General features: G+C 71.3%; 20 protein-coding genes. 9 read left to right on the top strand and 11 right to left on the bottom strand.

From position 1 onward, the window contains the following. The first annotated feature begins 156 nt into the window (after positions 1-156). Positions 157-1,443, top strand: coding sequence for a 3-oxo-tetronate kinase (gene otnK, locus ACY34M_RS38630; RefSeq protein WP_462723008.1), 1,287 nt, complete (start codon positions 157-159; stop codon positions 1,441-1,443). Then, the gene (locus tag ACY34M_RS38625) at positions 1,440-2,093 is read left to right on the top strand and encodes a class II aldolase/adducin family protein (protein WP_462723009.1); all 654 of its coding nucleotides are present in this window, start codon (positions 1,440-1,442) and stop codon (positions 2,091-2,093) included. The genes otnK and ACY34M_RS38625 overlap by 4 nt, the downstream gene beginning before the upstream one ends. 16 nt (positions 2,094-2,109) lie before the next feature. Here ACY34M_RS38625 and ACY34M_RS38620 read toward each other — a convergent pair whose 3' ends face one another. The 4 genes from ACY34M_RS38620 to ACY34M_RS38605 all read right to left on the bottom strand — a co-directional run bounded on the left by ACY34M_RS38620 (position 2,110) and on the right by ACY34M_RS38605 (position 4,903). Beyond that, positions 2,110-2,493 carry an SRPBCC family protein gene (locus ACY34M_RS38620; protein WP_462723010.1) on the bottom strand — a complete coding sequence of 128 codons (384 nt, stop codon included), beginning with the start codon at positions 2,491-2,493 and terminating at the stop codon, positions 2,110-2,112. 76 nt (positions 2,494-2,569) lie between these two features. Continuing rightward, positions 2,570-3,427 carry an aldo/keto reductase gene (locus ACY34M_RS38615; RefSeq protein ID WP_462723011.1) on the bottom strand — a complete coding sequence of 286 codons (858 nt, stop codon included), beginning with the start codon at positions 3,425-3,427 and terminating at the stop codon, positions 2,570-2,572. Further along, positions 3,424-3,858, bottom strand: coding sequence for a cupin domain-containing protein (locus ACY34M_RS38610; RefSeq protein WP_462723012.1), 435 nt, complete (start codon positions 3,856-3,858; stop codon positions 3,424-3,426). Before ACY34M_RS38610 ends, ACY34M_RS38615 begins: the two co-directional genes overlap by 4 nt. A 58-nt stretch (positions 3,859-3,916) precedes the next feature. Next, entirely contained in the window at positions 3,917-4,903 is a 987-nt protein-coding gene (locus tag ACY34M_RS38605) for an aldo/keto reductase (RefSeq protein WP_462723013.1), read from the bottom strand. A gap of 277 nt (positions 4,904-5,180) precedes the next feature. Between ACY34M_RS38605 and ACY34M_RS38600 the strand changes: the two genes are divergently transcribed. Further along, a complete protein-coding gene (locus ACY34M_RS38600) occupies positions 5,181-6,248 on the top strand; it encodes a zinc-binding dehydrogenase (RefSeq protein ID WP_462723014.1) in 1,068 nt (355 codons plus the stop codon). A gap of 41 nt (positions 6,249-6,289) precedes the next feature. Here the strand turns inward: ACY34M_RS38600 and ACY34M_RS38595 are convergent, their stop codons facing one another. The 4 genes from ACY34M_RS38595 to ACY34M_RS38580 form a co-directional block, all read right to left on the bottom strand. After that, complete coding sequence (locus ACY34M_RS38595; RefSeq protein WP_462723015.1) at positions 6,290-6,778, bottom strand: flavin reductase family protein; 489 nt, start codon at positions 6,776-6,778, stop codon at positions 6,290-6,292. Positions 6,779-6,957: 179 nt separating this feature from the next. Next, entirely contained in the window at positions 6,958-8,358 is a 1,401-nt protein-coding gene (locus tag ACY34M_RS38590) for an MFS transporter (RefSeq protein ID WP_462723016.1), read from the bottom strand. 54 nt (positions 8,359-8,412) lie between these two features. Continuing rightward, on the bottom strand, positions 8,413-9,333 hold the full coding sequence (locus ACY34M_RS38585; RefSeq protein WP_462723017.1) for an amidohydrolase family protein: 921 nt from the start codon (positions 9,331-9,333) through the stop codon (positions 8,413-8,415). Between the two features lie 68 nt (positions 9,334-9,401). Beyond that, on the bottom strand, positions 9,402-10,427 hold the full coding sequence (locus ACY34M_RS38580) for an amidohydrolase family protein (protein ID WP_462723018.1): 1,026 nt from the start codon (positions 10,425-10,427) through the stop codon (positions 9,402-9,404). Between the two features lie 207 nt (positions 10,428-10,634). Between ACY34M_RS38580 and ACY34M_RS38575 the strand changes: the two genes are divergently transcribed. The 3 genes from ACY34M_RS38575 to ACY34M_RS38565 are packed head-to-tail and all read left to right on the top strand — an operon-like array spanning position 10,635 to position 13,698. Then, the gene (locus tag ACY34M_RS38575; protein WP_462723019.1) at positions 10,635-11,303 is read left to right on the top strand and encodes a response regulator transcription factor; all 669 of its coding nucleotides are present in this window, start codon (positions 10,635-10,637) and stop codon (positions 11,301-11,303) included. Positions 11,304-11,314: 11 nt separating this feature from the next. After that, positions 11,315-12,721, top strand: coding sequence for a sensor histidine kinase (locus ACY34M_RS38570; RefSeq protein WP_462723020.1), 1,407 nt, complete (start codon positions 11,315-11,317; stop codon positions 12,719-12,721). Further along, positions 12,718-13,698, top strand: a complete 981-nt coding sequence (locus ACY34M_RS38565; RefSeq protein ID WP_462723021.1) for a TAXI family TRAP transporter solute-binding subunit — start codon at positions 12,718-12,720, stop codon at positions 13,696-13,698. Before ACY34M_RS38570 ends, ACY34M_RS38565 begins: the two co-directional genes overlap by 4 nt. 59 nt (positions 13,699-13,757) lie before the next feature. Here ACY34M_RS38565 and ACY34M_RS38560 read toward each other — a convergent pair whose 3' ends face one another. Then, a complete protein-coding gene (locus ACY34M_RS38560; RefSeq protein WP_462723022.1) occupies positions 13,758-14,255 on the bottom strand; it encodes an N-acetyltransferase family protein in 498 nt (165 codons plus the stop codon). A gap of 204 nt (positions 14,256-14,459) precedes the next feature. Between ACY34M_RS38560 and ACY34M_RS38555 the strand changes: the two genes are divergently transcribed. Continuing rightward, entirely contained in the window at positions 14,460-14,963 is a 504-nt protein-coding gene (locus tag ACY34M_RS38555; protein ID WP_462723023.1) for a hypothetical protein, read from the top strand. A 25-nt stretch (positions 14,964-14,988) separates the two neighbouring features. On the opposite strand, the gene ACY34M_RS38550 is transcribed toward ACY34M_RS38555, so the two are convergent. Continuing rightward, positions 14,989-16,302, bottom strand: coding sequence for a DUF418 domain-containing protein (locus ACY34M_RS38550; RefSeq protein WP_462723024.1), 1,314 nt, complete (start codon positions 16,300-16,302; stop codon positions 14,989-14,991). 173 nt (positions 16,303-16,475) lie between these two features. Here ACY34M_RS38550 and ACY34M_RS38545 point away from each other — a divergent pair, with 173 nt between their 5' ends. Both ACY34M_RS38545 and ACY34M_RS38540 read left to right on the top strand, forming a co-directional pair. Continuing rightward, positions 16,476-17,141 (top strand): response regulator, encoded by a 666-nt coding sequence (locus tag ACY34M_RS38545; RefSeq protein ID WP_462723025.1) that lies wholly within the window; start codon positions 16,476-16,478, stop codon positions 17,139-17,141. Further along, positions 17,141-18,253, top strand: a complete 1,113-nt coding sequence (locus tag ACY34M_RS38540; protein ID WP_462723026.1) for a sensor histidine kinase — start codon at positions 17,141-17,143, stop codon at positions 18,251-18,253. The genes ACY34M_RS38545 and ACY34M_RS38540 overlap by 1 nt, the downstream gene beginning before the upstream one ends. A 4-nt stretch (positions 18,254-18,257) precedes the next feature. Here the strand turns inward: ACY34M_RS38540 and ACY34M_RS38535 are convergent, their stop codons facing one another. Further along, complete coding sequence (locus ACY34M_RS38535; RefSeq protein ID WP_462723027.1) at positions 18,258-18,842, bottom strand: TetR/AcrR family transcriptional regulator; 585 nt, start codon at positions 18,840-18,842, stop codon at positions 18,258-18,260. Positions 18,843-18,964 lie beyond the last annotated feature (122 nt).

The raw sequence follows: 18,964 nt of genomic DNA, 5'->3' as shown, positions 1-18,964 counted from the left end.
GGGCCAGGGGTCGACAGACGGTGGCTGGATGTACTCCCACCGGTTAACAACATGTATCAGCCATTCCCATCCGAGTAAAGGTTGTTAACATAAATTCACACGCAGGAACGTCGGGAGCACACACCGACGTCACACCCACCGCACCATGGAGGTCCGATGCCACTGCTCGGAGCGATCGCCGACGACTTCACCGGAGCCACAGATCTCGCCACCACGCTCGTCGCCCGCGGGTTCCGGACGGTGGTGGCCGTCGGCTCCGACGGCCTGACCGACGACGGGCCCGACGCTCTCGAGGTGAACGAGGCGGACGCCGTGGTCGTCGCGCTCAAAACCCGGACGACCCCGGTCGACGAGGCCGTCCACGAGTCCCTGGCCGCCCTGCGGGCTTTGAAGGGCGCGGGTTGCGAGCGCTTCTACTTCAAGTACTGCTCGACCTTCGACTCGACGTCCCGCGGCAACATCGGCCCGGTCACCGACGCACTCCTCGACGCCCTGGGGGAGAGCGCGACCGTCGTCGTCCCCTCCTTCCCCGCCACCGGCCGCACCGTCTACAAGTCGCGCCTGTTCGTCCACGACGAACTGCTCGACGAGAGCCCGATGCGCCACCACCCCCTCACGCCCATGCACGACTCACACGTCGGACGGCTCCTCGCGCCGCAGACCCGGCGCCCGGTGCGCGCCGTCGGCCTCGACACCGTCCGCTCCGGCTTCCTGCCGGTGCGCGACGCCCTGACCGCCCCGGAGTTCTCCGGGGCCCTCACCGTCGTCGATGCCACCAGCGACGACGACCTGCGCACCATCGCCGAAGCCACCAGCGGCATGCGCCTGATCACCGGCGCGGCCGGCCTCGCCCTCGGCCTCACAGGACCGCACCAGGGCACCGCCCGCGCCACCGCGGCCTCCGCATCCGGTGCGTACGGAGCCGTCCTGGCCGGCAGCGCCTCCGCCGCCACCCGAGCCCAGGTCGCCCACGCGCAACAGCACCTGCCGTACCGCAAGCTCGACATCGCGGCGCTGCGCGCGGACCCCGCGGCGACCGTGGCCGGCCTCGTCGATTTCGCCCGGGCCTGCTGGCACCGCGACCCGAAGCTGCCCCCGCTCGTCTACGCCGCCGCCTCGCTCGACGACCTCGAACACGACACCCCCGCCGGTGCGACCCCCGCATCCGAACTCATCGAACAGGCGCTGGCCGACTGCGCCACCGCACTCGTGGCCGCCGGAGCCAGGCGGCTGCTCGTCGCCGGCGGCGAGACCTCCGGGGCCGTCACCACCGCCCTGGACAGCCGCACCCTGCGCATCGGACAGCAGATCGCCCCGGGCGTCGCCTGGGCCCGCACCCAGCCGGGAGCCGGCGGGGTGTCCGAGGGCATCGACCTCGCCCTCAAGTCCGGCAACTTCGGCGGCACCGACATCTTCACCACGGCCTGGGACCACCTCGCATGAGCCTCCGCCACGAACTCGCCGCGGCCGGAGCCCACTTGGCCGCACTCGGCCTGAGCCCCGGCTCCTCGGGAAACCTCAGTGTCCGGGACGGCGACCGCGTCCTCATCACACCCACCGGCGCCAACCTCACCTCCCTCGACCCCGACCACCTGACGGCACTCGACCTGAACGGCACACACCTCGACGGCCCCCGGCCGTCCAAGGAATTCCCGCTCCACACCGCGTTCTACCGACGCGACCCCGACGCCCGGGCGGTCGTCCACCTGCACTCGCGCCACGCCGCGGCCATCTCCTGCCGCCCCGCGTGGTCCCCTCACAGCGCGCTGCCGCCCCTCACCCCGTACTTCGTGATGCGCGTCGGCCAGACACCCCTGCTGCCCTACGCGCCCCCGGGAGACGTCCAGCAGGCCGACGCACTCGAAAAGCTGCCCTTCCCGTTCCGCGCCGCGCTCCTGCAGAACCACGGCCCGGTGGTGTCCGGAACCACGGTCGCAGGCGCCGTCGACGCCGCCGTCGAGCTGGAGGAGACCGCCGCCCTCCTCCTCTCCCTCGGGGACCTCCCGCCCCGACTGCTCACGCCGCAGGAGGCGCAGGACCTCGCCCACAAGTACGGCACACCATGGAGCGCCTCGACTCACTCGGCCGACTGAGGGGGAGAGGCCCGTCTCAGGGACGTACGAGGCGGCGCAGGGCGCGACGGGCGAGTGGGGCGTAGAGGAGAACGACGAGCGCGGCCCCCTCGATGGTCAGCCGCGTCGAGACGCCCGATCCCGCCAAGCTGTCCACGGCGTGCCCCAGCCGCATGCGGACGGGGCCCATCCGCACGCGCCAGCTCCACGTGCGGGCCTCGTGATCGACGTCCGTGACGAGGAACCGCACGGCCGGCCCCGCCACGGGACGCAACCGCCCCCGCATCCCGGTGCGCAGCTCGGGGCCTGCCTCCACGGACCGGATCTGCGGTGCCCACGTCGGCCAGAGAGCGGGCCGGGCATACCGCAGCCACACCGTGTCCACGTCCGCGGCGCCCTGCGCCCGCAAGGTCAGCCTCATTCCCTCACGCTGACCGCAAAGCGCCGCGTCCGCCAGCGGGCGGGGCGGTGGTCCGCGTCGAGCCGCTCGGCTGCCGTCACTTGCCGCTGTAGACGGGGAACGCGCTGTGTTCGCCGTAGTCGACATCGCGCAGCCCCCGCAGGGCGTCCATGTCGTCGCCGGAGATCTCGAAGTCGACCTCGGCGTTGGTGCGCATGTGCGCGGGGTTCGCGGTCTTGGGCAGCGACACCGTGCCCAGCTGCAGGGTGTAGCGGATGCACAGCTGCGGGACGGACACGCCGTACTTCTCCGCCATCGCCTGGACCTCGGCGTTCTTCAGGATCGCTCCGTGTGCGATCGGCGAGTACGCCTCGACGAGGATCTGCTTGCCCTCGCAGTAGTCCAGGAGCTCCGAGGGGGTGTTGCCGGCGTGCACGAGCAGCTGGTTCACGTGCGGTACGACGGTCGCGCCCTGGAGGAGGTTCTCCAGGTCCTGCTGCTGGAAGTTGGACACCCCGATGGAGCGGATCCTGCCGGCCTGGTACGCCTCTTCGAGCGCGCGCCATGCGGCCCGGTTGCCCTCGGCGTAGTCGCCGCCGCGGAAGTCGTCCCACGGCTGCGGGCTGTGGATGAGCATCAGGTCGATGTACTCGATGCCGAGCTTCTCCAGCGACGCATTGATCGCGGCGACCGCCCGGTCGTAGTCCTTGACCTCCGCGGCGAGTTTGGTCGACACGAACAGCTCGTCGCGGGGGACCGCGGCGCCGCGCACGCCCTCGCCGACGCCGCGCTCGTTGCCGTAGGCCTGCGCGGTGTCGATGTTGCGGTAGCCGAGCTCCACGGCCGCGCGGACCGCCTCGGCGACCTGGTCGTCGTCGATGAACCAGGTGCCGAGCCCCAGCTTCGGGATCCGGACGCCGTTGGACAGGGTGAGGGTCTCGTCCAGGATGGTCATGCGGTTGCTCCGTTCCTCGGCAGCTCGCCGTACACCTCGTCGGTGACCGGCTCGAGCCATTCGTTGCTGACGTTCTCGCCCGGGGTGATGAAGGCGATGTGGGAGAACCACGAGTCGGCCTTCGCGCCGTGCCAGTGCTTCGTGCCCGCCGGGACGCGGATCACCGTTCCCGGCTCCATGCCGACGGGGTCCTCGCCCTCGGCCTGGTACCAGCCGCTGCCCGCCGTGCACAGCAGGACCTGGTCACCGCCGCCGCCCGTGCCGTGGTGGATGTGCCAGTTGTTGCGGCAGCCCGGCTCGAAGGAGACATTGCTGACGGGGACGCTCCCCGAGGCGAGCGGGGCCAGGTAGCTCTGGCCGGTGAAGTACTGCGCGAAGGCGTCGTTCTTCTCCCCGAGCGGGAAGATCTGGTCGAATCCGTTGACAGTCATGTCGTGCTTTCTTTCTGGTTCAGCGCTTCAGCGCGTCCCGCTGTTCAGCGTGTCTCGCCTAGCGATTGACGTAGGCCATGTGCTGGGCGTTGTAGCGGTCGCCGCTGACGCCGACGCGCCGGGCAAGGCCGTCGAGGTCGGCGACCTCGTCCGCGGACAGCGCGAGGGCCGTCGCGGCGTTGTTCTCCTGGATGCGTGCCGTGCGGCGGGTGCCGGGGATCGGCACGATCCACGGCTGCTGGGCGAGCAGCCAGGCCAGGGCGATCTGTCCCGGCGACGCGTCCTTTACGTGGGCGAGCCGGCGGACGTGGTCGACGAGCGCCTGGTTCGCGGTGAGGTTCTCCGCCTCGAAGCGCGGGACCCGCCGGCGGATGTCCCCGTCGGTGAAGGTCGTGGAGGTGTCGACGGTGCCGGTGAGGAAGCCCTTGCCGAGGGGGCTGAACGGCACGAACCCGATGCCGAGCCCGGCGAGCGTGGGCAGCACCTCGGCCTCCGGGTCCCGTGTCCAGAGCGAGTACTCGCTCTGGACCGCGGTCACGGGCTGGACGGCGTGCGCGGCGCGGACGGTGGCGGCCGAGGCCTCGGAGAGCCCGAAGTGCCTGACCTTGCCCTCGGCGATCAGCTCGCCGACCGTGCCCGCGACGTCCTCGACCGGCACGTCGGGGTCGACGCGGTGCTGGTAGAGCAGGTCGATCGTGTCGGTACGCAGCCGCCGCAGCGACGCCTCCGTGACGCGGCGGATCTGCTCGGGGCGGCTGTCGAGGCCGACGCTCCGGCCGCCCTGGATGTCCCATCCGAACTTGGTGGCGATCACGACCTGGTCGCGGATCGGCTCCAGCGCTTCGCCGACCAGCTCCTCGTTCACGTAGGGCCCGTAGACCTCGGCGGTGTCGAAGAAGGTCACGCCCTCGTCGACCGCGGAACGCAGCACCGCGACCATGTCGTCGCGGCTGCCGGGATTGGGGCCGTAGCTCTGGGACATGCCCATCGCGCCGAGCCCGATCGCGGAGACCTCCAGGCCCTGTCCGAGTGTTCTGGTGTGCATGGTCAGCCCTCTTGGGTCGTGGTCGGGTCATGCGGTCCCGGGGCACCCACCGCTCGACGGGACATGAGGTACTCCCGTGCTTCGATCCTGGCATCCATGCGTTCCACGCTAAAGCGCCGCGCCGCTGTGAGGGATGCCCTGTCAGTACGTCCTTCACCGGGGATTCCCTCGCTCCGCATCGTCGAGGGGCAGGATGGAGCACGAAGGCGTGGGACAAGGTGCGCATGAGGGTTCTCACGCCCCTTCGTGGGTCGGCCTGTGTCGGAGGAGGAAAGAAGTGAAGGCGCTGCGTTACCACCGCTTCGGAGGCCCTGTCGCCGTCGAGACGGTCCCCGACCCGCAGGTTCCGGAGGACGGCGCCGTGGTGCGCGTCGCGGCCTCCGGCCTGTGCCGCAGCGACTGGCACGCCTGGGCCGGGCACGACGACACGGTGACCCTGCCGCAGATCCCCGGGCACGAGTTCGTCGGCCGGGTCGAGGCCGTGGGCGCGAAGGTACGGAACTGGTCCGTGGGGGACCGGGTGACCGCTCCCTTCGTCAACGGGTGCGGAATCTGTGAGTGGTGCAAGGGCGGGAACGCGCAGGTCTGCCCCGACCAGACGCAACCCGGCTTCACCCACTGGGGTTCGCATGCCGAGCTGGTCGCCGTGCGGGCGGCCGACGTGAACCTGGTGGCAGTCCCCCCGACCGTCTCGGACGCCGCGGCGGCCGGCCTCGGCTGCCGGTTCGCCACCGCCTACCGTGCCGTGTCCGCGCGCGGGCAGGTGCGGGCCGGCGAGTGGGTGGCCGTCTTCGGGGCCGGGGGCGTCGGGCTCAGCGCCGTCATGGTCGCCGTCGCGCTCGGCGCGCGGCCGATCGCGATCGACCACTCGGCCGATGCGCTGGCGCTCGCGGCGAAGGCCGGTGCCGCACACGTGCTGACCGTCTCGGACAGCACGGTCCCGGAGATCGTGGAACTCACCGGTGGGGGAGCCCATGTCGCCGTGGACGCGGTGGGGGCGTCCGAGGTGATCGACATGAGCATCCGGTCGCTGCGCCGGCGCGGACGCCATGTGCAGATCGGGCTCCTGGCGGGGCCGCCCCCCGCGATCCCGCTGGACCGCGTGCTCGCCCGGGAACTCGATGTTCTGGGCAGCCACGGCATGGCGGCGAGCGACTACCCGGAACTGCTCGACCTGGTCGAGCGTGGGGTGCTGCGGCCGGCCGATCTCGTGACGCACGCGGTCGGGATGGAGGAAGCCGTACCCCTGCTGTTCGCCGAGGGCGCCGCCCGCCGCTCGGGCATCACCGTGCTGTGCCCGCAGGGCGACCACGACGGGGCGACGCCGACGACACACCAGGCCTGAGCCGATGGTGCCCAGCGGCCCGGTCCTGTCGGCAGGTGTCTTCAGTCGACCGGGTGGCCCGGTGCGATGCCTTCGGCGTCGGAGAGCCTGAACGGCTGCCGCTCGGGCGCGCCGTCGGTGCCCGCGGCCTCCGGGGCGAGGACGAATCCCACGTGGTCGCCCTCGTCGAGCCGCGTCACCACGCGGCCCACCAGCCAGGCCCGGGCCGCGCCGAGCACCACGGTCGCGTGCGGACCCGGGGCCCAGGCAACCGCCGCGAACTTGTCCACGTGGTCGCCGCTCTCGCCGCCGAACAGCCGGGCCAGGGCGTACTGATCACGTCCCAGCAGGTGTACGGCGAGGTGGTCGGCGTTCTTGGCGATCCCGTACGTCCGGTTGGCCTTCGAGAGCCACACGAGGTAGCGGACGGGGCGGATCGAGCACTGTGAGGAGAAGCCGACCAGGCACCCCGCCCGTTCGCCGTCAACCGCGGCGGTGACGACGCACAGTTCCGGGTCCAGACGCTCCACGAACGCGTCCGCGAAAGACATGGCGGCAACATCTCCCTCGGATCGGCGGATCGGCGGACCGGCGAGCACCGGCGCGGCAGGCGGGCCGGCTGCTCCCGAACCCGCTGAGTCCGTTCCAGCTGACCACGGTGAGGGCGCAGCCGCGCTGCGGCACGCGGCTGATTGCGCGGGTACCCCGTGCCCGCGGTCCATGCGCCGCGTCACTGCCCCGGAGAGGTTGGCGACCCGGCCTCCCGACGAGGGCCGGACGCGGCCGCCGCTCCGCGTGCCTCGGCCAGGACGAGGCGGGCCCGGCGGGTGCGCGGGCCGAACAGTGCCAGCACGACGGCGCCGACCATCCAGGTCCCGGCGATGAAGTAGAAGACGCTCCGGTACCCGTGCCCGTTGTAGAGCGCTGCCACGATGAGCGGGCCCGCGGCATTCGACAGCCGGCCGAGGCCGTAGGAGATGCTCGTGCCCAGGGAGCGGCCACGGGTGTCGAAGAGCTCGGGGGAGTAGGCGTACGCCAGCGCCGTGTAGCCGCGCTCGAAGAAGTTCACCAGGAAGCCGAACACCACGATGAAGGCCGGGCTGAAGGTGAGCCCGTACAGCAGGCCGCACACCGCGATGACCGTGCCGAACACCGTCAGCGACCACTTGCGCTCGAAGCGGTCCGTGACCAGGGACGCCAGATACGAGCCGAGCGGCGCGCCGACCGTGGTGAGCGCCACGTAGAAGACGGACTTCTCTACGCTGAAGCCCTCCTTGGCGAGCAGTGTCGGCGCCCAGCTCGAGTAGCCGAAGAAGCCGATGGTCTGGGTCACCCACAGGACCGTCAGGAGGAGCGTCGGAAGCAGGTACTTCTTCTGCAGGAGCAGCTTCAACGGCGCCTTCTGGGCGGGGACGTCCTCGATCGGCGGTGCCGGCTCGGGCAGCGGGCCCTTCTCCGCGGCGACCTGCTCCTCGATCTCACACAGCACCTGGTCGGCCGCCGCGTGATCGCCCCGGCTCTCGTGCCAGCGCGGCGACTCCTTGAGGTGCCGGGTGAACAGGACCAGCAGGATGCCGAGCGACCCCCACAGGTAGACCAGTCGCCACGACCAGTCGCTGAGCGGGACCACCGCGCTGGCGATCAGGTTGGTGACCGGCGTGCCGCAGATGCCGATGACGATGGCGTAGGCCTGGTACTTGCCGCGCACCGCCGCCGGATACAGCTCATTGACGTAGACGACGGCCACGACGGTCATCGCCGACAGGCCCGCCGAGGTCAGGATGCGGAACACACCGAGGGACACCAGGTCCCAGGCGAAGACCGAGGCGAACGAGAAGAAGGCGAAGAAGAACGTCGTCTGCACCAGCGCCCGTTTGCGCCCCCACCGGTCGGCGACGGCGCCACCGACGACCGAACCGATGAACATGCCGACGAAGGAGAGGGAGGTGACATAGGCGATCTGATTGACCGTCACTCCCCAGATGGTCACGAGCTTCGGCGCCGTGACGGCGAAGCTGTTGATGTCCGCGAACTCGAAGAAGTAGGCGAACGACACGGCGAGCAGGGTGAGTTTGTGGAACCGGGATATCGGCAGCCTGTCGATCCGGTTGAGTGCGTTGGAGGGGGACATGTGACGCCTTCGTCAGATGAGTCAGGTGAGTGGGTTCAGGGGGAGGGGCAGGACTCAGAGGGGCTCGCCGGGCCAGTACAGGCGCATCGGGTTGTCGACGAGGAGCCTGCGCTGTTCCTCCTCGGTCACCGCCACCTGCGGCACGTGGTCGACCAGGAGTCCGTCGTCGGGCATGTGGTCGGTGAGGTTGGGGTGGGGCCAGTCCGTGCCCCACAGAGCCCGGTCGCCGAACTCCTCGACCACGCGGCGGCCGAAGGGGACGACGTCCGTGTACGCGCGCCGCTGCCCGTCGAGCGCGGCGGGTCCTGTGACACTGAGGCGCTCGGGGCAGGTCACCTTCACCCACACGTCATGACGGTCCACGAAGCGCAGGAACCGGCTGAACCCGGGGCCGTCCACGGGCTGGCGCACGTCCGGGCGCCCCATGTGGTCGATCACCAGGGGAGTGGGCAACGAGCCGAAGAATCCCTCCAGTTCGGGCAGGTCGACGCTCTCGAAGTAGAGGACGATGTGCCAGCCCAGTGGGGCGATCTTCCGCGCGATGGTGGTGAGCGCCTCCGTGGGCGAGGTGTCCACCAGGCGCCGTACGAAGTTGAAGCGCACGCCGCGTACACCCGCGGCGTCGAGGTCGCGCAGCTCGCGCCCGGTGATGTCGGGGCGGACGGTGGCGATGCCGCGGGCCCTGCCGTCCGCGGCGCGCACGGCGTCGACCATCGCGGAGTTGTCCGCGCCGTGGCAGGTGGCCTGCACGATCACATTGCGGGTGATGCCCAAGCGGTCCCGCAGGGCGAAGAGTTGGTCCTTGCCGCCGTCGCAGGGTGTGTACTTGCGCTCCGGCGCGAAGGGGAACGAGGCCTGCGGGCCGAAGACATGACAGTGGGTGTCCACGGCTCCTGCGGGCAGCCGGAATGTCGGCTCGGACGGGTTCTGGTACCAGTCCAGCCAGCCGGGGGTCTTGGGGGAAAGTGTGTGCACGGGTCTGATCCCTCGCGGTGTGTGGGGTGGCCGCCGGTCTCTCGCGGTGGTGGAGTGGCGGCCGGTGGTCAGCGGCCCTGGCTCTTCAGCAGCGCGTCCAGGCGCGGGTACACGGCGCGGGCGTTGTGCTCCTGGACGGCCGCCAGATCGTCCGCGGGCAGCCGTGCCGCCTCCGCGTACCGGCGGGTGTCGTCGAAGTGGTGGCCGGTGCACGGGTCGATGTCCCGGACGGCGCCGATCATTTCCGAGGCGAAGAGGATGTTCCGGGCCGGTACGACGTCGTACAGGAGGTCCGAGCCCGGCTGGTGGTACACGCATGTGTCGAAGAAGACGTTGCCGAGGACGTGCTCCTCCAGCGGCGGCTTGCCGAGGGCCATCGCCAGCCCGCGGAAGCGCCCCCAGTGGTACGGGACGGCGCCGCCGCCGTGCGGGATGACCAGGCGCAACGTGGGAAAGTCGGTGAACAGGTCGCCCTGGACGAGCTGCATGAACGCCGTGGTGTCGGCGTTGAGGTAGTGCGCGCCGGTGGTGTGGAAGGCGGGGTTCACGCTCGTACTGACATGAACCATGGCCGGGATGTCGTACTCCACCATCTTCTCGTAGACGGGGTACCAGGAGCGGTCGGTGAGCGGCGGCGCCGTCCAGTGCCCGCCGGACGGGTCGGGGTTGAGGTTGAGGGCGACCGCGCCCAACTCCTCCACGCAGCGCACGAGTTCGGGGACGCAGGTGGCCGGGTCGACGCCGGGGGACTGCGGCAGCATCGCGGCGGGGGCGAATCGCCGCGGGTACAGCCGGGCGACGCGGTGGCACAGGTCGTTGCAGATCGACGCCCAGGCCGCCGAGGTGGCGAAGTCGCCGACGTGATGCGCCATGAAGGAGGCGCGCGGCGAGAAGACGGTCAGGTCGATGCCGCGCTCGTCCATGAGCCGCAGCTGGTTCGGCTCGACGGTCTCCCGCAGCTCGTCGTCGCTGATCCTCAGGTCCGCGCGGGCGGGGGCCGCGGCGGGATCCGTGAGCGAGGCGATCTGCCGCTCGCGCCAGGCGGCGAGCGCGGGTGGCGCGGTCGTGTAGTGACCGTGACAGTCGATGATCATGGTGGTGTCCTTCGGAGGTACGGATCGTCGTCGACGACCGCACCCTGACCCCGCCGTACGGACCGTGCGAGCGCCCCGCACACGGAACTAACCGTCCCTTAACATGCGGGACCCGGCGGTCACCCGAGACACGTGTCTCAGGGACGTGGTCTACATTCGTAGGCCGGCGGCAACCGCACAGACACCGCTGAGGGGAGGCCGGGAAACGTGCACATATTGCTGGCCGAGGACGACGACGGAGTGGCCGGCGCGCTGCTTGAGGTCCTCTACGACCACGGACACGACACCAGGCGGGTCACGCACGGCTCGGACGTGCTGACCTACCACCGCAGCTCCGACCTGCTGCTCCTCGATCTCGGCCTGCCCGACATCGACGGACTGGAGGTACTGCGCTCGCTGCGGGCGGTCAGTGACATGTCGGTGGTGGTGCTCACCGCCCGCGGCGACGAACGCTCGGTGGTGCGCGGGCTGCGCCTCGGAGCCGACGACTACCTGGTCAAACCGGTACGACTCGCGGAACTGCTCGCCCGGATCGACGCCGTCACCCGCCGCACGGCGGCCCGGAGCGCACCCGGGGCCCGCAAGGTCGGCGTCGGCGACGTCGAGATCGACCTCGACGCACGCCGGGTCACGGCCGGAGGCACAGACATCGAGCTGACCACCAAGGAATTCGACATCCTCGCGGTCCTCGCCGCGCGCGCCGGCACCGCCGTCAGCCGCGAGCAGGTCCTCGACCAGGTGTGGGGCGACGCCCACCACGGAGTGTCCCGCTCCCTCGACGTGCACCTCACCCAGCTCCGCGCCAAGCTGAGCCGCCCCGACCTCCTCACCACGATCCGGGGCTTCGGCTACCGGTTCGGCGACGCGACGGGCTGAGGAGCCACGCCGTGCGCAACCGGGTCCAGGCCGCGCTGCTCGCCTTCGTGGTGCTCGCCGTCGCGGCGTTCGCCGTACCGCTGCTCGTGGTCACCGCCTCGGACCGTACGCAGGAGCTGGTGCTGGCCCGCAGCTCCGACCTCGACCGCTTCGGCTCCCTCATGGACCAGGCCGCGACGACGGGAGACACCTCCGCGGTCGTCGCGGAGGCGCGCCGCTACACCCGGCTGTACGGGGAGGCACTCGTGGTCACCGACACACGTCACCGACCTGTCGTCGAGACCGGCGGCATGCGGGCCGCCGACCCGGAGGTGTCCCGCCTCACCGACGCCGCCCTGCGCAACCAGACCGCACATCCGAAGGGTTCGCTGACGCCGTGGTCGCGGGGACACCGGATGTTCGCCGAGCCCGCGGGAACCGGCACAAGGGTCTCCGGAGCCGTGGTCCTGCGGGCCTCCGTGCGCACCGCGGCCGGTGACATCACGTGGCGCTGGGCCGCCGTCCTCGCCGCCGCGGCGCTGGTCGCCCTCGCCTGCACGGCCCTGGCGCGTGCGGTCACCCGCTGGGTGGTCCGGCCGCTGCGCAGCCTCGACCGCGCCGTCGGCCAGCTCGCCGCGGGACTGCCCCCCGAGCACACCCGCGCCACCGGCCCGCCCGAACTGCGCCAGCTGGCCACCGGATTCAACCGGATGGCGAGCACGGTCACCGCGGCCCTGGAACAGCAGCGCCGTCTCGTCGCCGACACCTCCCACCAGATGCGCAACCCCATGGCGGCGCTCCGGCTCCGCGTCGACGCCCTGCACACCCACCTGCCCGCGTCCGCGGACCGCACCTACACCGGGGTCACCACCGAGGTCGACCGCCTGGAGACCCTGCTCGACGACATGCTGGCACTCGCCACGGCGGAACACCGTGCCGGTGAACTGGCCATGACCGACGGGCCGTTCGCCGCCTGCGACGCGGCGGCGGTCGCGGCCGAGCAGCACGGCCGGTGGGAGCCCGTGGCCCGCCGCGCGGGAACACGCCTCGTCCTGCGCGCCGCCACCCCCGTCCTGGTGGCCTGTACCGAGGACGAGCTCGTCCAGATCACCGACGTCCTCCTCGACAACGCCATCAAATACGCGGGCCGGGGCTCCGGGATCACACTCCGCTGTGCCGCCGAGGGCCCGCACGCGGTCCTCACGGTGGTGGACGACGGCCCCGGCCTGGACGCGGAGGAACTCACCCGCGCCACCGAGCGGTTCTGGCGCTCCGGCCGCCAGACCGGCTCGACGACGGGCACCGGCCTGGGCCTCGCCATCGCCGAACAGCTCCTGGCGGGCCGCGGCGGCCGCCTGGAGCTGCGCCCCTCCCGGCCGCACGGCCTGTGCGCGCGGGCGGTCCTGCCGCGGGCGGACGAGGCGGGTGGTGCCCGGTGAACCGCCGCACCGCCCTGCGGGCCGCGTTCGGCGCCACCGCGACCGTCGCCCTCGGCGGCGCGCTCACCGGCGACGTGTCCGGGCGCGGCCGCGGGCCCAGCGGTGTCCTGCGCCTGGCGACCGGGGAACCGACCGCGTTCTACGAGGCCTTCGGCCACCTCCTGGCCGATCAACTCACTTCCGCGCACCCCGGCCTGAGCTGCCGTGTGCGCACCACCGCGGGCAGCGTCGACAACATCGAGCTGCTGCGCGACCGCCGGGCCGACCTCGCGCTCACCCTCACCGCGACCGCGCGGGACGCCGCGGGCACCGACGTGTTCCCCCGCCCCGTGCCGCTGCGGGCGATCGGCCGGGTCTACGAGACGTACCTCCAGTTCGCCGTGCGCGCGGACGCGGGCGTGCGGACCGTGGCCGACCTGCGCGGACACGTCGTCTCGTTGGGGCCTCCGGGCTCGGGCGCGGCCGTGTTCGGGCAACGGCTGCTGCGCGCCGCGGGTCTGTCGGCCCGCACGGACGTGCGGGTGCGTCATCTGCCGCTCAGCGACGGGGCGGGCGCCATGCGGGCCGGCAGCGTCGACGGACTGCTCGTGGCGGGCGGCGTCCCCCTGCCGGCGCTGAAGGAGCTGGACGAGCGGCCCGGTCTGCGTTTCCTGCCGCTCGCCGAGCTGCTGCCCCGGCTTGGCGACCGGGACAGCCGCGCCGCGGCGGGCCTGGAGCAGGTGCCGCTGCCGCAGGGCGCGTACCGCGCGGCGGGCGGTGTCGCCACGATCGGCGTCTCCAACCTGCTGGTGTGCCGCCCCGACCTCCACCGCGACGTGGCGGAGGCGCTCACCCGCCTGCTGGTGAAACACGCCGGCTCCCTCGTCCCGGGCAACGCCGTCGGCACCCAGTTCCTCGACGTCCGCAGCCTGATCGGCACGGGCGGCATCGCACTGCACCCGGGGGCGCTGGCCGCCTATCGGGCACTGCACGGATGAGACACATGCCGCCTGAACGTCCGCCGGCCCTTCGCCCGACGCAACTGGGCTGTGAGCCGTCAGGGCTGGGCGCGTCGGTAACGCACCTCGGGGATCAACGTGCCGCCATAGCTGTCGCTTTGAGAGGATCCGTCGGCGGCGTAGCCGAGCGATTCGTAGAAGTGGCGGGCGCGTACGTTGTCTTGCAGCACCCAGAGCGTCAATGCGCTGAGACGTTGGTCGTTGGCGTGCGAATGAACCGCGTTCATCAAGACGGTGCCGATGCCGTTCCCGGTGAGTTCGGGGCGGACGTACAGGGCGTAGACCTCGCCGGTTCCCGGGGGCGCGTCGCCGTGGCAGGGCCCCAGACATGCCCAGCCCACCACCCCCGCACGGTCGTCCACGGCGACCAGGTTCAGCACGTCGCGCGGCGATCGGCCGAACCGGACCCTGCGTTCACGGGCGTCGTCCTCGACGGTCATACCGTCCAAGTACGGCTGCGGGAGGATGCCGGCGTAACCGGCCTGCCAACCGTGTACCCGTATCGCTGAAACCGCGTCGATGTCGTTCTCGGTCATCTCCCGAACTCGCAACATCCCGGCACCGTAGAACACGGCGCCCCGGGACCGTTCCGCCACGCTGGGGCTTCGCCGACTCCGGCCGGTTCGCGGCAGGCCGTGTTCCGCGGGCCACCGCTCGACCTCAGCTCCCCCCCGGAACCACCCACGAGGCCGTCGTGGTCTGGAATGTTTGGTGTGTACGGATGGCAAGGAGGAGCCGAGATGCACATGGTCTGGAAGTTCGGACAACTGGCGATCACAACCGAGGAGATCGACTTCCTGGATCCGGCCGAGACGGGACCGGATGTCCGGGAGAGAGGGCTGCGGGTCGAGTTCCGGGCCGTGGACGAGCATCACGAGGGCAGCATCTACGCGTCGGACCGCTGGTCGCTCCGGCCCGCTTTCTGCCGGCTCGACCTCCTGGAGTCCGCTCCCGGGCGTGCCGACCGCATTCACTGGCACCCGGTCGTCAAGGACGGTGAGCCCGGAGACCGGGTGTTCGACGCCGGACTGACGGCGGATCCCGTCACCTGGATCCGGGAGCAGCTCCTTAATCTCCCTGCCTTCCTGCGGCGCACTGATGCGCCGGACATCCGGATCGAGAGCGGCGAACTGCACGCCGAGCTGGACACCATCGCCGACTGGATCCAGCGGTCCCTCAGCCGCACGCGGCGCCCCTGGCCTGCCGCCACCCATGACGAGCGGGGACTTGCCGTGCGGCGGTGAGGGCAGGCTGTGGCGTGCACAGGGGTCAGGCGTCGCGCGGCTCGTTTGAGGGGTGGGGCGGGGTGGGTGGTGGGCGCTTGCCGCGGCGTGTGGGCCAGGTGGCTGCGTGGAGGAGGTATTCCAGTGGGCCCCTGCGGAAGTGGCGGTTCCACAGCACCGCCAGGAGCAGCGCGGACGTGATGAAGGCCAGCAGGACGGGCAGGGCGGACAGTCCGTCGCCGTCGACTGGGGCCACGTACCAGACGTTGAGCAGGAGGTAGAGGGCGACGATGTGCAGGACGTAGGCGGTCAGGGCCATCTTGCCGACCGCGGAGACCGGGGAGAGGGCGCGCGTGAGGCGGGGGAGTCGGTCGGTGACGGTCAGGCAGGCGGCCACCGTCAGGAGCGCGACTCCGGTGTTGCCCAGGATGGAGAACGTGGTCTGGCTGTGCGGTGCGGCCACCAGCAGCCAGGACAGCGGGGTCGCGTTCCCCGGCTCGCCGACCGTGTCGGACCACCAGGCCGATGTGGCGGAGCCTCCGTCCGTGGCCCCCGCGATCGTGGTGAGGGCGTTCGGTACGAGGTGCAGGAGCAGCCAGGACAGTCCGTAGCCGAGCACGGCGAGCGACGCACCGACCTGCGCAAGCCGGGTTCGGGTCCGGGGGCGGGCGAGGTCGAGCCGTGCGACGGCCATGCCCGCGATCAGGAACGGCGCCCACGTGAGGACCGGGTACGCACCGGAGAAGAGCAACTCGACGAGCCCGTCCGTGTCCGTGAGCCGAGCCAGCGGGTCTGCCTGGACGACGGTGTCCGCCCAACCTCCGTCGAGCGCGATCGAGTTGCGTATCGCGTGGAGCAACTGAGGCAGGACCAGGGCTCCGCCGGCGGCGATGAGAGCCAGCGTCGACGCCCGTAGCCGGTACAACGGAAGGACTACGAGGAAGAGCAGGCCGTAGAAGCTGAGGATCACGTCGACCTCGGTGTCCAGCGCCGTGAGGGCGTAGCCGAGCGCGAGGAGGACGAGGGCGCGGATCACGACCCTGGCCACGGCCTGGCGGCCGGAGCGACCCGTGCGGGGGCGTGGGCGGCCGGTGATGATGACGAGCGAGATCCCGGCCAGCAGCGCGAACAGGGCGGAGGAGCGCCCGCGCGCCGTCTCCAGCAGGAAGCCGACGGGGCCGCCCACCGTGACGTCCGGGCCGACGTGGGCGGAGTACATGCCGAGGACGGCGAGTCCGCGTGCCAGGTCGATGCCGATCAAGCGCCTGGTCGGTGAAGAGGCGGCGGCGGGGGAGGGGGTTTCCGCCGCCGCCTCGGTCCACGCCGCCTGTTGAGAGGTGGGGGATGCGTTGTGTGCCATCACCCCAGGTTTCGCGCATGGCGCGCGGTGGCCCACCCGTCGGCCTTCCGGATCCACCCCGTCGATCGTCCGAAAGCATCCAGCCGATCGTCCGGAACGAACACTGCCGTGAGGACAACCGGCCCCGAGGATGGTACGGAACAGGGGAGGGCCGGACGACGAGCGGAGCGCCGATGATCCGAGTACTGGTGGTGGACGACGAGGCGCTCGTGCGCACGGGCTTCGCCCTCATCCTCAATGCCGCCGACGACATCGAGGCGGTGTCCGGTGTGACGGGTGGTCAAGCTGTTTCGGCTGTCCGAGAGTTGGTGCCCGACGTGGTGCTGCTCGACATTCGTATGCCGGACGTGGACGGTCTGACGGTGCTGGCCGAGCTGCAGCGCCTGGAGGCTCCGCCCGTGGTGGCGATGCTCACGACGTTCGATGCAGACGAGTACGTCGCGGCCGCACTGCGGGCGGGAGCCGCAGGGTTCCTCCTCAAGGACACCGACCCCGAACAACTGCCGGGCCTGATACGTCTCCTGGCCGCACACGGCACGGCCCTGTCGCCCCGGGTGACGCGAACGGTCGTCAACGGCTACCTCGACCAAGGGGCTCCCGAGCTCGCCGCCGTCCACCTCGTGGGGACGCTCAGCGAACGTGAGCGCGCTGTCCTCGTGCTGATGGCCGAAGGACTGGCCAACGCCGACATCGGCGCACGGCTGCACCTGAGCGCCGGCACGGTGAAGGGGCACGTCAGCGTGATCCTCGACAAACTGCGGGTCGGCAACCGCGTCCGAGCGGCGCTGATCGCCCAACGCGCGGGTCTGCTGGGGACCAGCCCGGGCGGTGCGCTGTGATGCACTTCCGGTGGCCGCCTCCGGCGGTGCTCGACGGGCTGCTGGTCGGTGTCGCCCTGCTCGACGTGTGGACCAATGTCGACAGCGAGGAGCGGCTCGCCACCGCGGCGGGGCTCCTGTCGGCCGCGGCGCTCGCGGCCCGGCGGATCAGACCGCTGCCGGTCTTCGTGCTCACGATCCCCACCGCTGTGGTCGGCGACGCCGTCCTCGCCACCATGGTGGCGCTCTACACACTCGCCGCGCTCAGCAGCCGCCGGGTACTGCTCGCGGGGTGCGCCCTCGCCTTCGCGTTCTGCGACTTCATGCCCTGGCCGTGGTCGACTCTGGAGCCCGAGGAACTGTCCGAGACCTACACGTGGGTCCACATCACCTACACCCTGGCCACGGCCGTCGCCCCTGTCTTTCTCGGGCAGCTTGTTCAGGCTCGTCGAGAACTGTCGCTGAGACTCGCCGAGATCACGCAGGCGCGCGAGCACGAGGAACTCCTCACCGCGCAGGCCGTGTTGGCGAAGGAACGTGCGCAGTTGGCGCGGGAGATGCACGACGTGGTCGCCCATCAGGTGAGCCTGATCGCCGTGCAGGCGGGCGCACTCCAGGTGGGCGGCCGGGACGCGGAGGCGCAGCGGGTCGGGGCCGTGATCCGCAATCTCAGCGTGCAGACGCTCGACGAACTGCGTCACATGGTCGGCGTCCTGCGCGCATCCGGCAGCAGACCCACCGAGCTGACCCCGCAGCCCTCACTCGCCGATCTCCGCCGGCTGATCAGCGACAGTGGCATACCGGTCCGGCTCGAGACCGATCCACCGGACGTTCTTCCGCCCACTGTCCAGCGCGCCGTCTACCGCACGGTCCAGGAAGGGCTCACCAACGTCCGCAAGCACGCCCCCGGCGCGACCGCGACCGTCCGCATCCACCGGCACGACGGCACCCTCCACGTCACCGTCACCAACACGTCGTCCACCCGCCCCGCGCTCCGGCTCCCCGGGGCACACCACGGCCACCTCGGCCTGCGCCAGCGCGCCGAACTCCTCGGCGGCACCGTCGCGGCCGGCCCGACGTCCGACGGCGGCTACGAACTCCACCTGGAGCTGCCGGCCGACGGCACACGCTGATGCGTCACGCGGGCACCGCCTGTGACAGTGCGTCAACGGTCACGCCCACGATGGCCCGCAGCTGCGCCGGGCTCGCCCCGGCCCTGCTCATGACGGCGAGCGACTGGTTCACGGCCGCCGCGTGCATCGCGAAGGCCTCGGCGTCCTGGTCGGCCAGTCGGCCGGCCTTCAGCGCGGCGTGCAGGCGCCGGTGCTGGAGGCCGAGCGCGTGCTTGGCGTGCGCCGCGACGCCCGGGCTCAGCACCGGGATCGCCATGGCCGACTGCACGATCAGGCAGCCGTCGGGCAGTTCGGGGTCGGCGAGGCGCTTGAGGGTGACGTCGAAGAACGCACGCACGGCGCCGACGGGGTCCGAGGCCGCACCCGACAGGGCGGCGTCGTACTGCTCGCCGTAGCGCGCGGTGTAGCGATCCAGGCAGCGCAGGAAGAGCGTGTCCTTGCCGCCGAGGGAGGAGTAGATGGAGCTGCGGTTCAGGCCGGTTGCCCGGCACAGGTCGTCCAGTGAGGTGTCGGCGTAGCCGTCGCGCCAGAACTGGACCGTCGCGGCGTCGAGCGCCGTGTCCATGTCGAACTGCTTCTTGCCTGCCACGCGGCACTTCCTCGTTGATGCGTCGATGGTGCGGACCGTGCTGCCCACCATTCTATCTTGAACTGATCAGTTCAAGATGATGTAGCCTTCAGCAGTGGTCACCGTCGCCCACCCGCACCCAC

It is taken from the genome of Streptomyces sp. EDA2-14 (genome assembly GCF_054963755.1).
Note: the sequence above shows the minus strand (reverse complement) of the source record. Positions and strands in the feature narration are given on the sequence as shown.

Coding starts and splice junctions, on each gene's coding strand:
- otnK (WP_462723008.1), top strand. CDS start 157: ATGCCACTGCTCGGAGCGATCGCCGACGACTTCACCGGAGCCACAGAT.
- ACY34M_RS38625 (WP_462723009.1), top strand. CDS start 1,440: ATGAGCCTCCGCCACGAACTCGCCGCGGCCGGAGCCCACTTGGCCGCA.
- ACY34M_RS38620 (WP_462723010.1), bottom strand. CDS start 2,493: ATGAGGCTGACCTTGCGGGCGCAGGGCGCCGCGGACGTGGACACGGTG.
- ACY34M_RS38615 (WP_462723011.1), bottom strand. CDS start 3,427: ATGACCATCCTGGACGAGACCCTCACCCTGTCCAACGGCGTCCGGATC.
- ACY34M_RS38610 (WP_462723012.1), bottom strand. CDS start 3,858: ATGACTGTCAACGGATTCGACCAGATCTTCCCGCTCGGGGAGAAGAAC.
- ACY34M_RS38605 (WP_462723013.1), bottom strand. CDS start 4,903: ATGCACACCAGAACACTCGGACAGGGCCTGGAGGTCTCCGCGATCGGG.
- ACY34M_RS38595 (WP_462723015.1), bottom strand. CDS start 6,778: ATGTCTTTCGCGGACGCGTTCGTGGAGCGTCTGGACCCGGAACTGTGC.
- ACY34M_RS38590 (WP_462723016.1), bottom strand. CDS start 8,358: ATGTCCCCCTCCAACGCACTCAACCGGATCGACAGGCTGCCGATATCC.
- ACY34M_RS38580 (WP_462723018.1), bottom strand. CDS start 10,427: ATGATCATCGACTGTCACGGTCACTACACGACCGCGCCACCCGCGCTC.
- ACY34M_RS38560 (WP_462723022.1), bottom strand. CDS start 14,255: ATGACCGAGAACGACATCGACGCGGTTTCAGCGATACGGGTACACGGT.
- ACY34M_RS38555 (WP_462723023.1), top strand. CDS start 14,460: ATGCACATGGTCTGGAAGTTCGGACAACTGGCGATCACAACCGAGGAG.
- ACY34M_RS38550 (WP_462723024.1), bottom strand. CDS start 16,302: ATGGCACACAACGCATCCCCCACCTCTCAACAGGCGGCGTGGACCGAG.
- ACY34M_RS38545 (WP_462723025.1), top strand. CDS start 16,476: ATGATCCGAGTACTGGTGGTGGACGACGAGGCGCTCGTGCGCACGGGC.
- ACY34M_RS38540 (WP_462723026.1), top strand. CDS start 17,141: ATGCACTTCCGGTGGCCGCCTCCGGCGGTGCTCGACGGGCTGCTGGTC.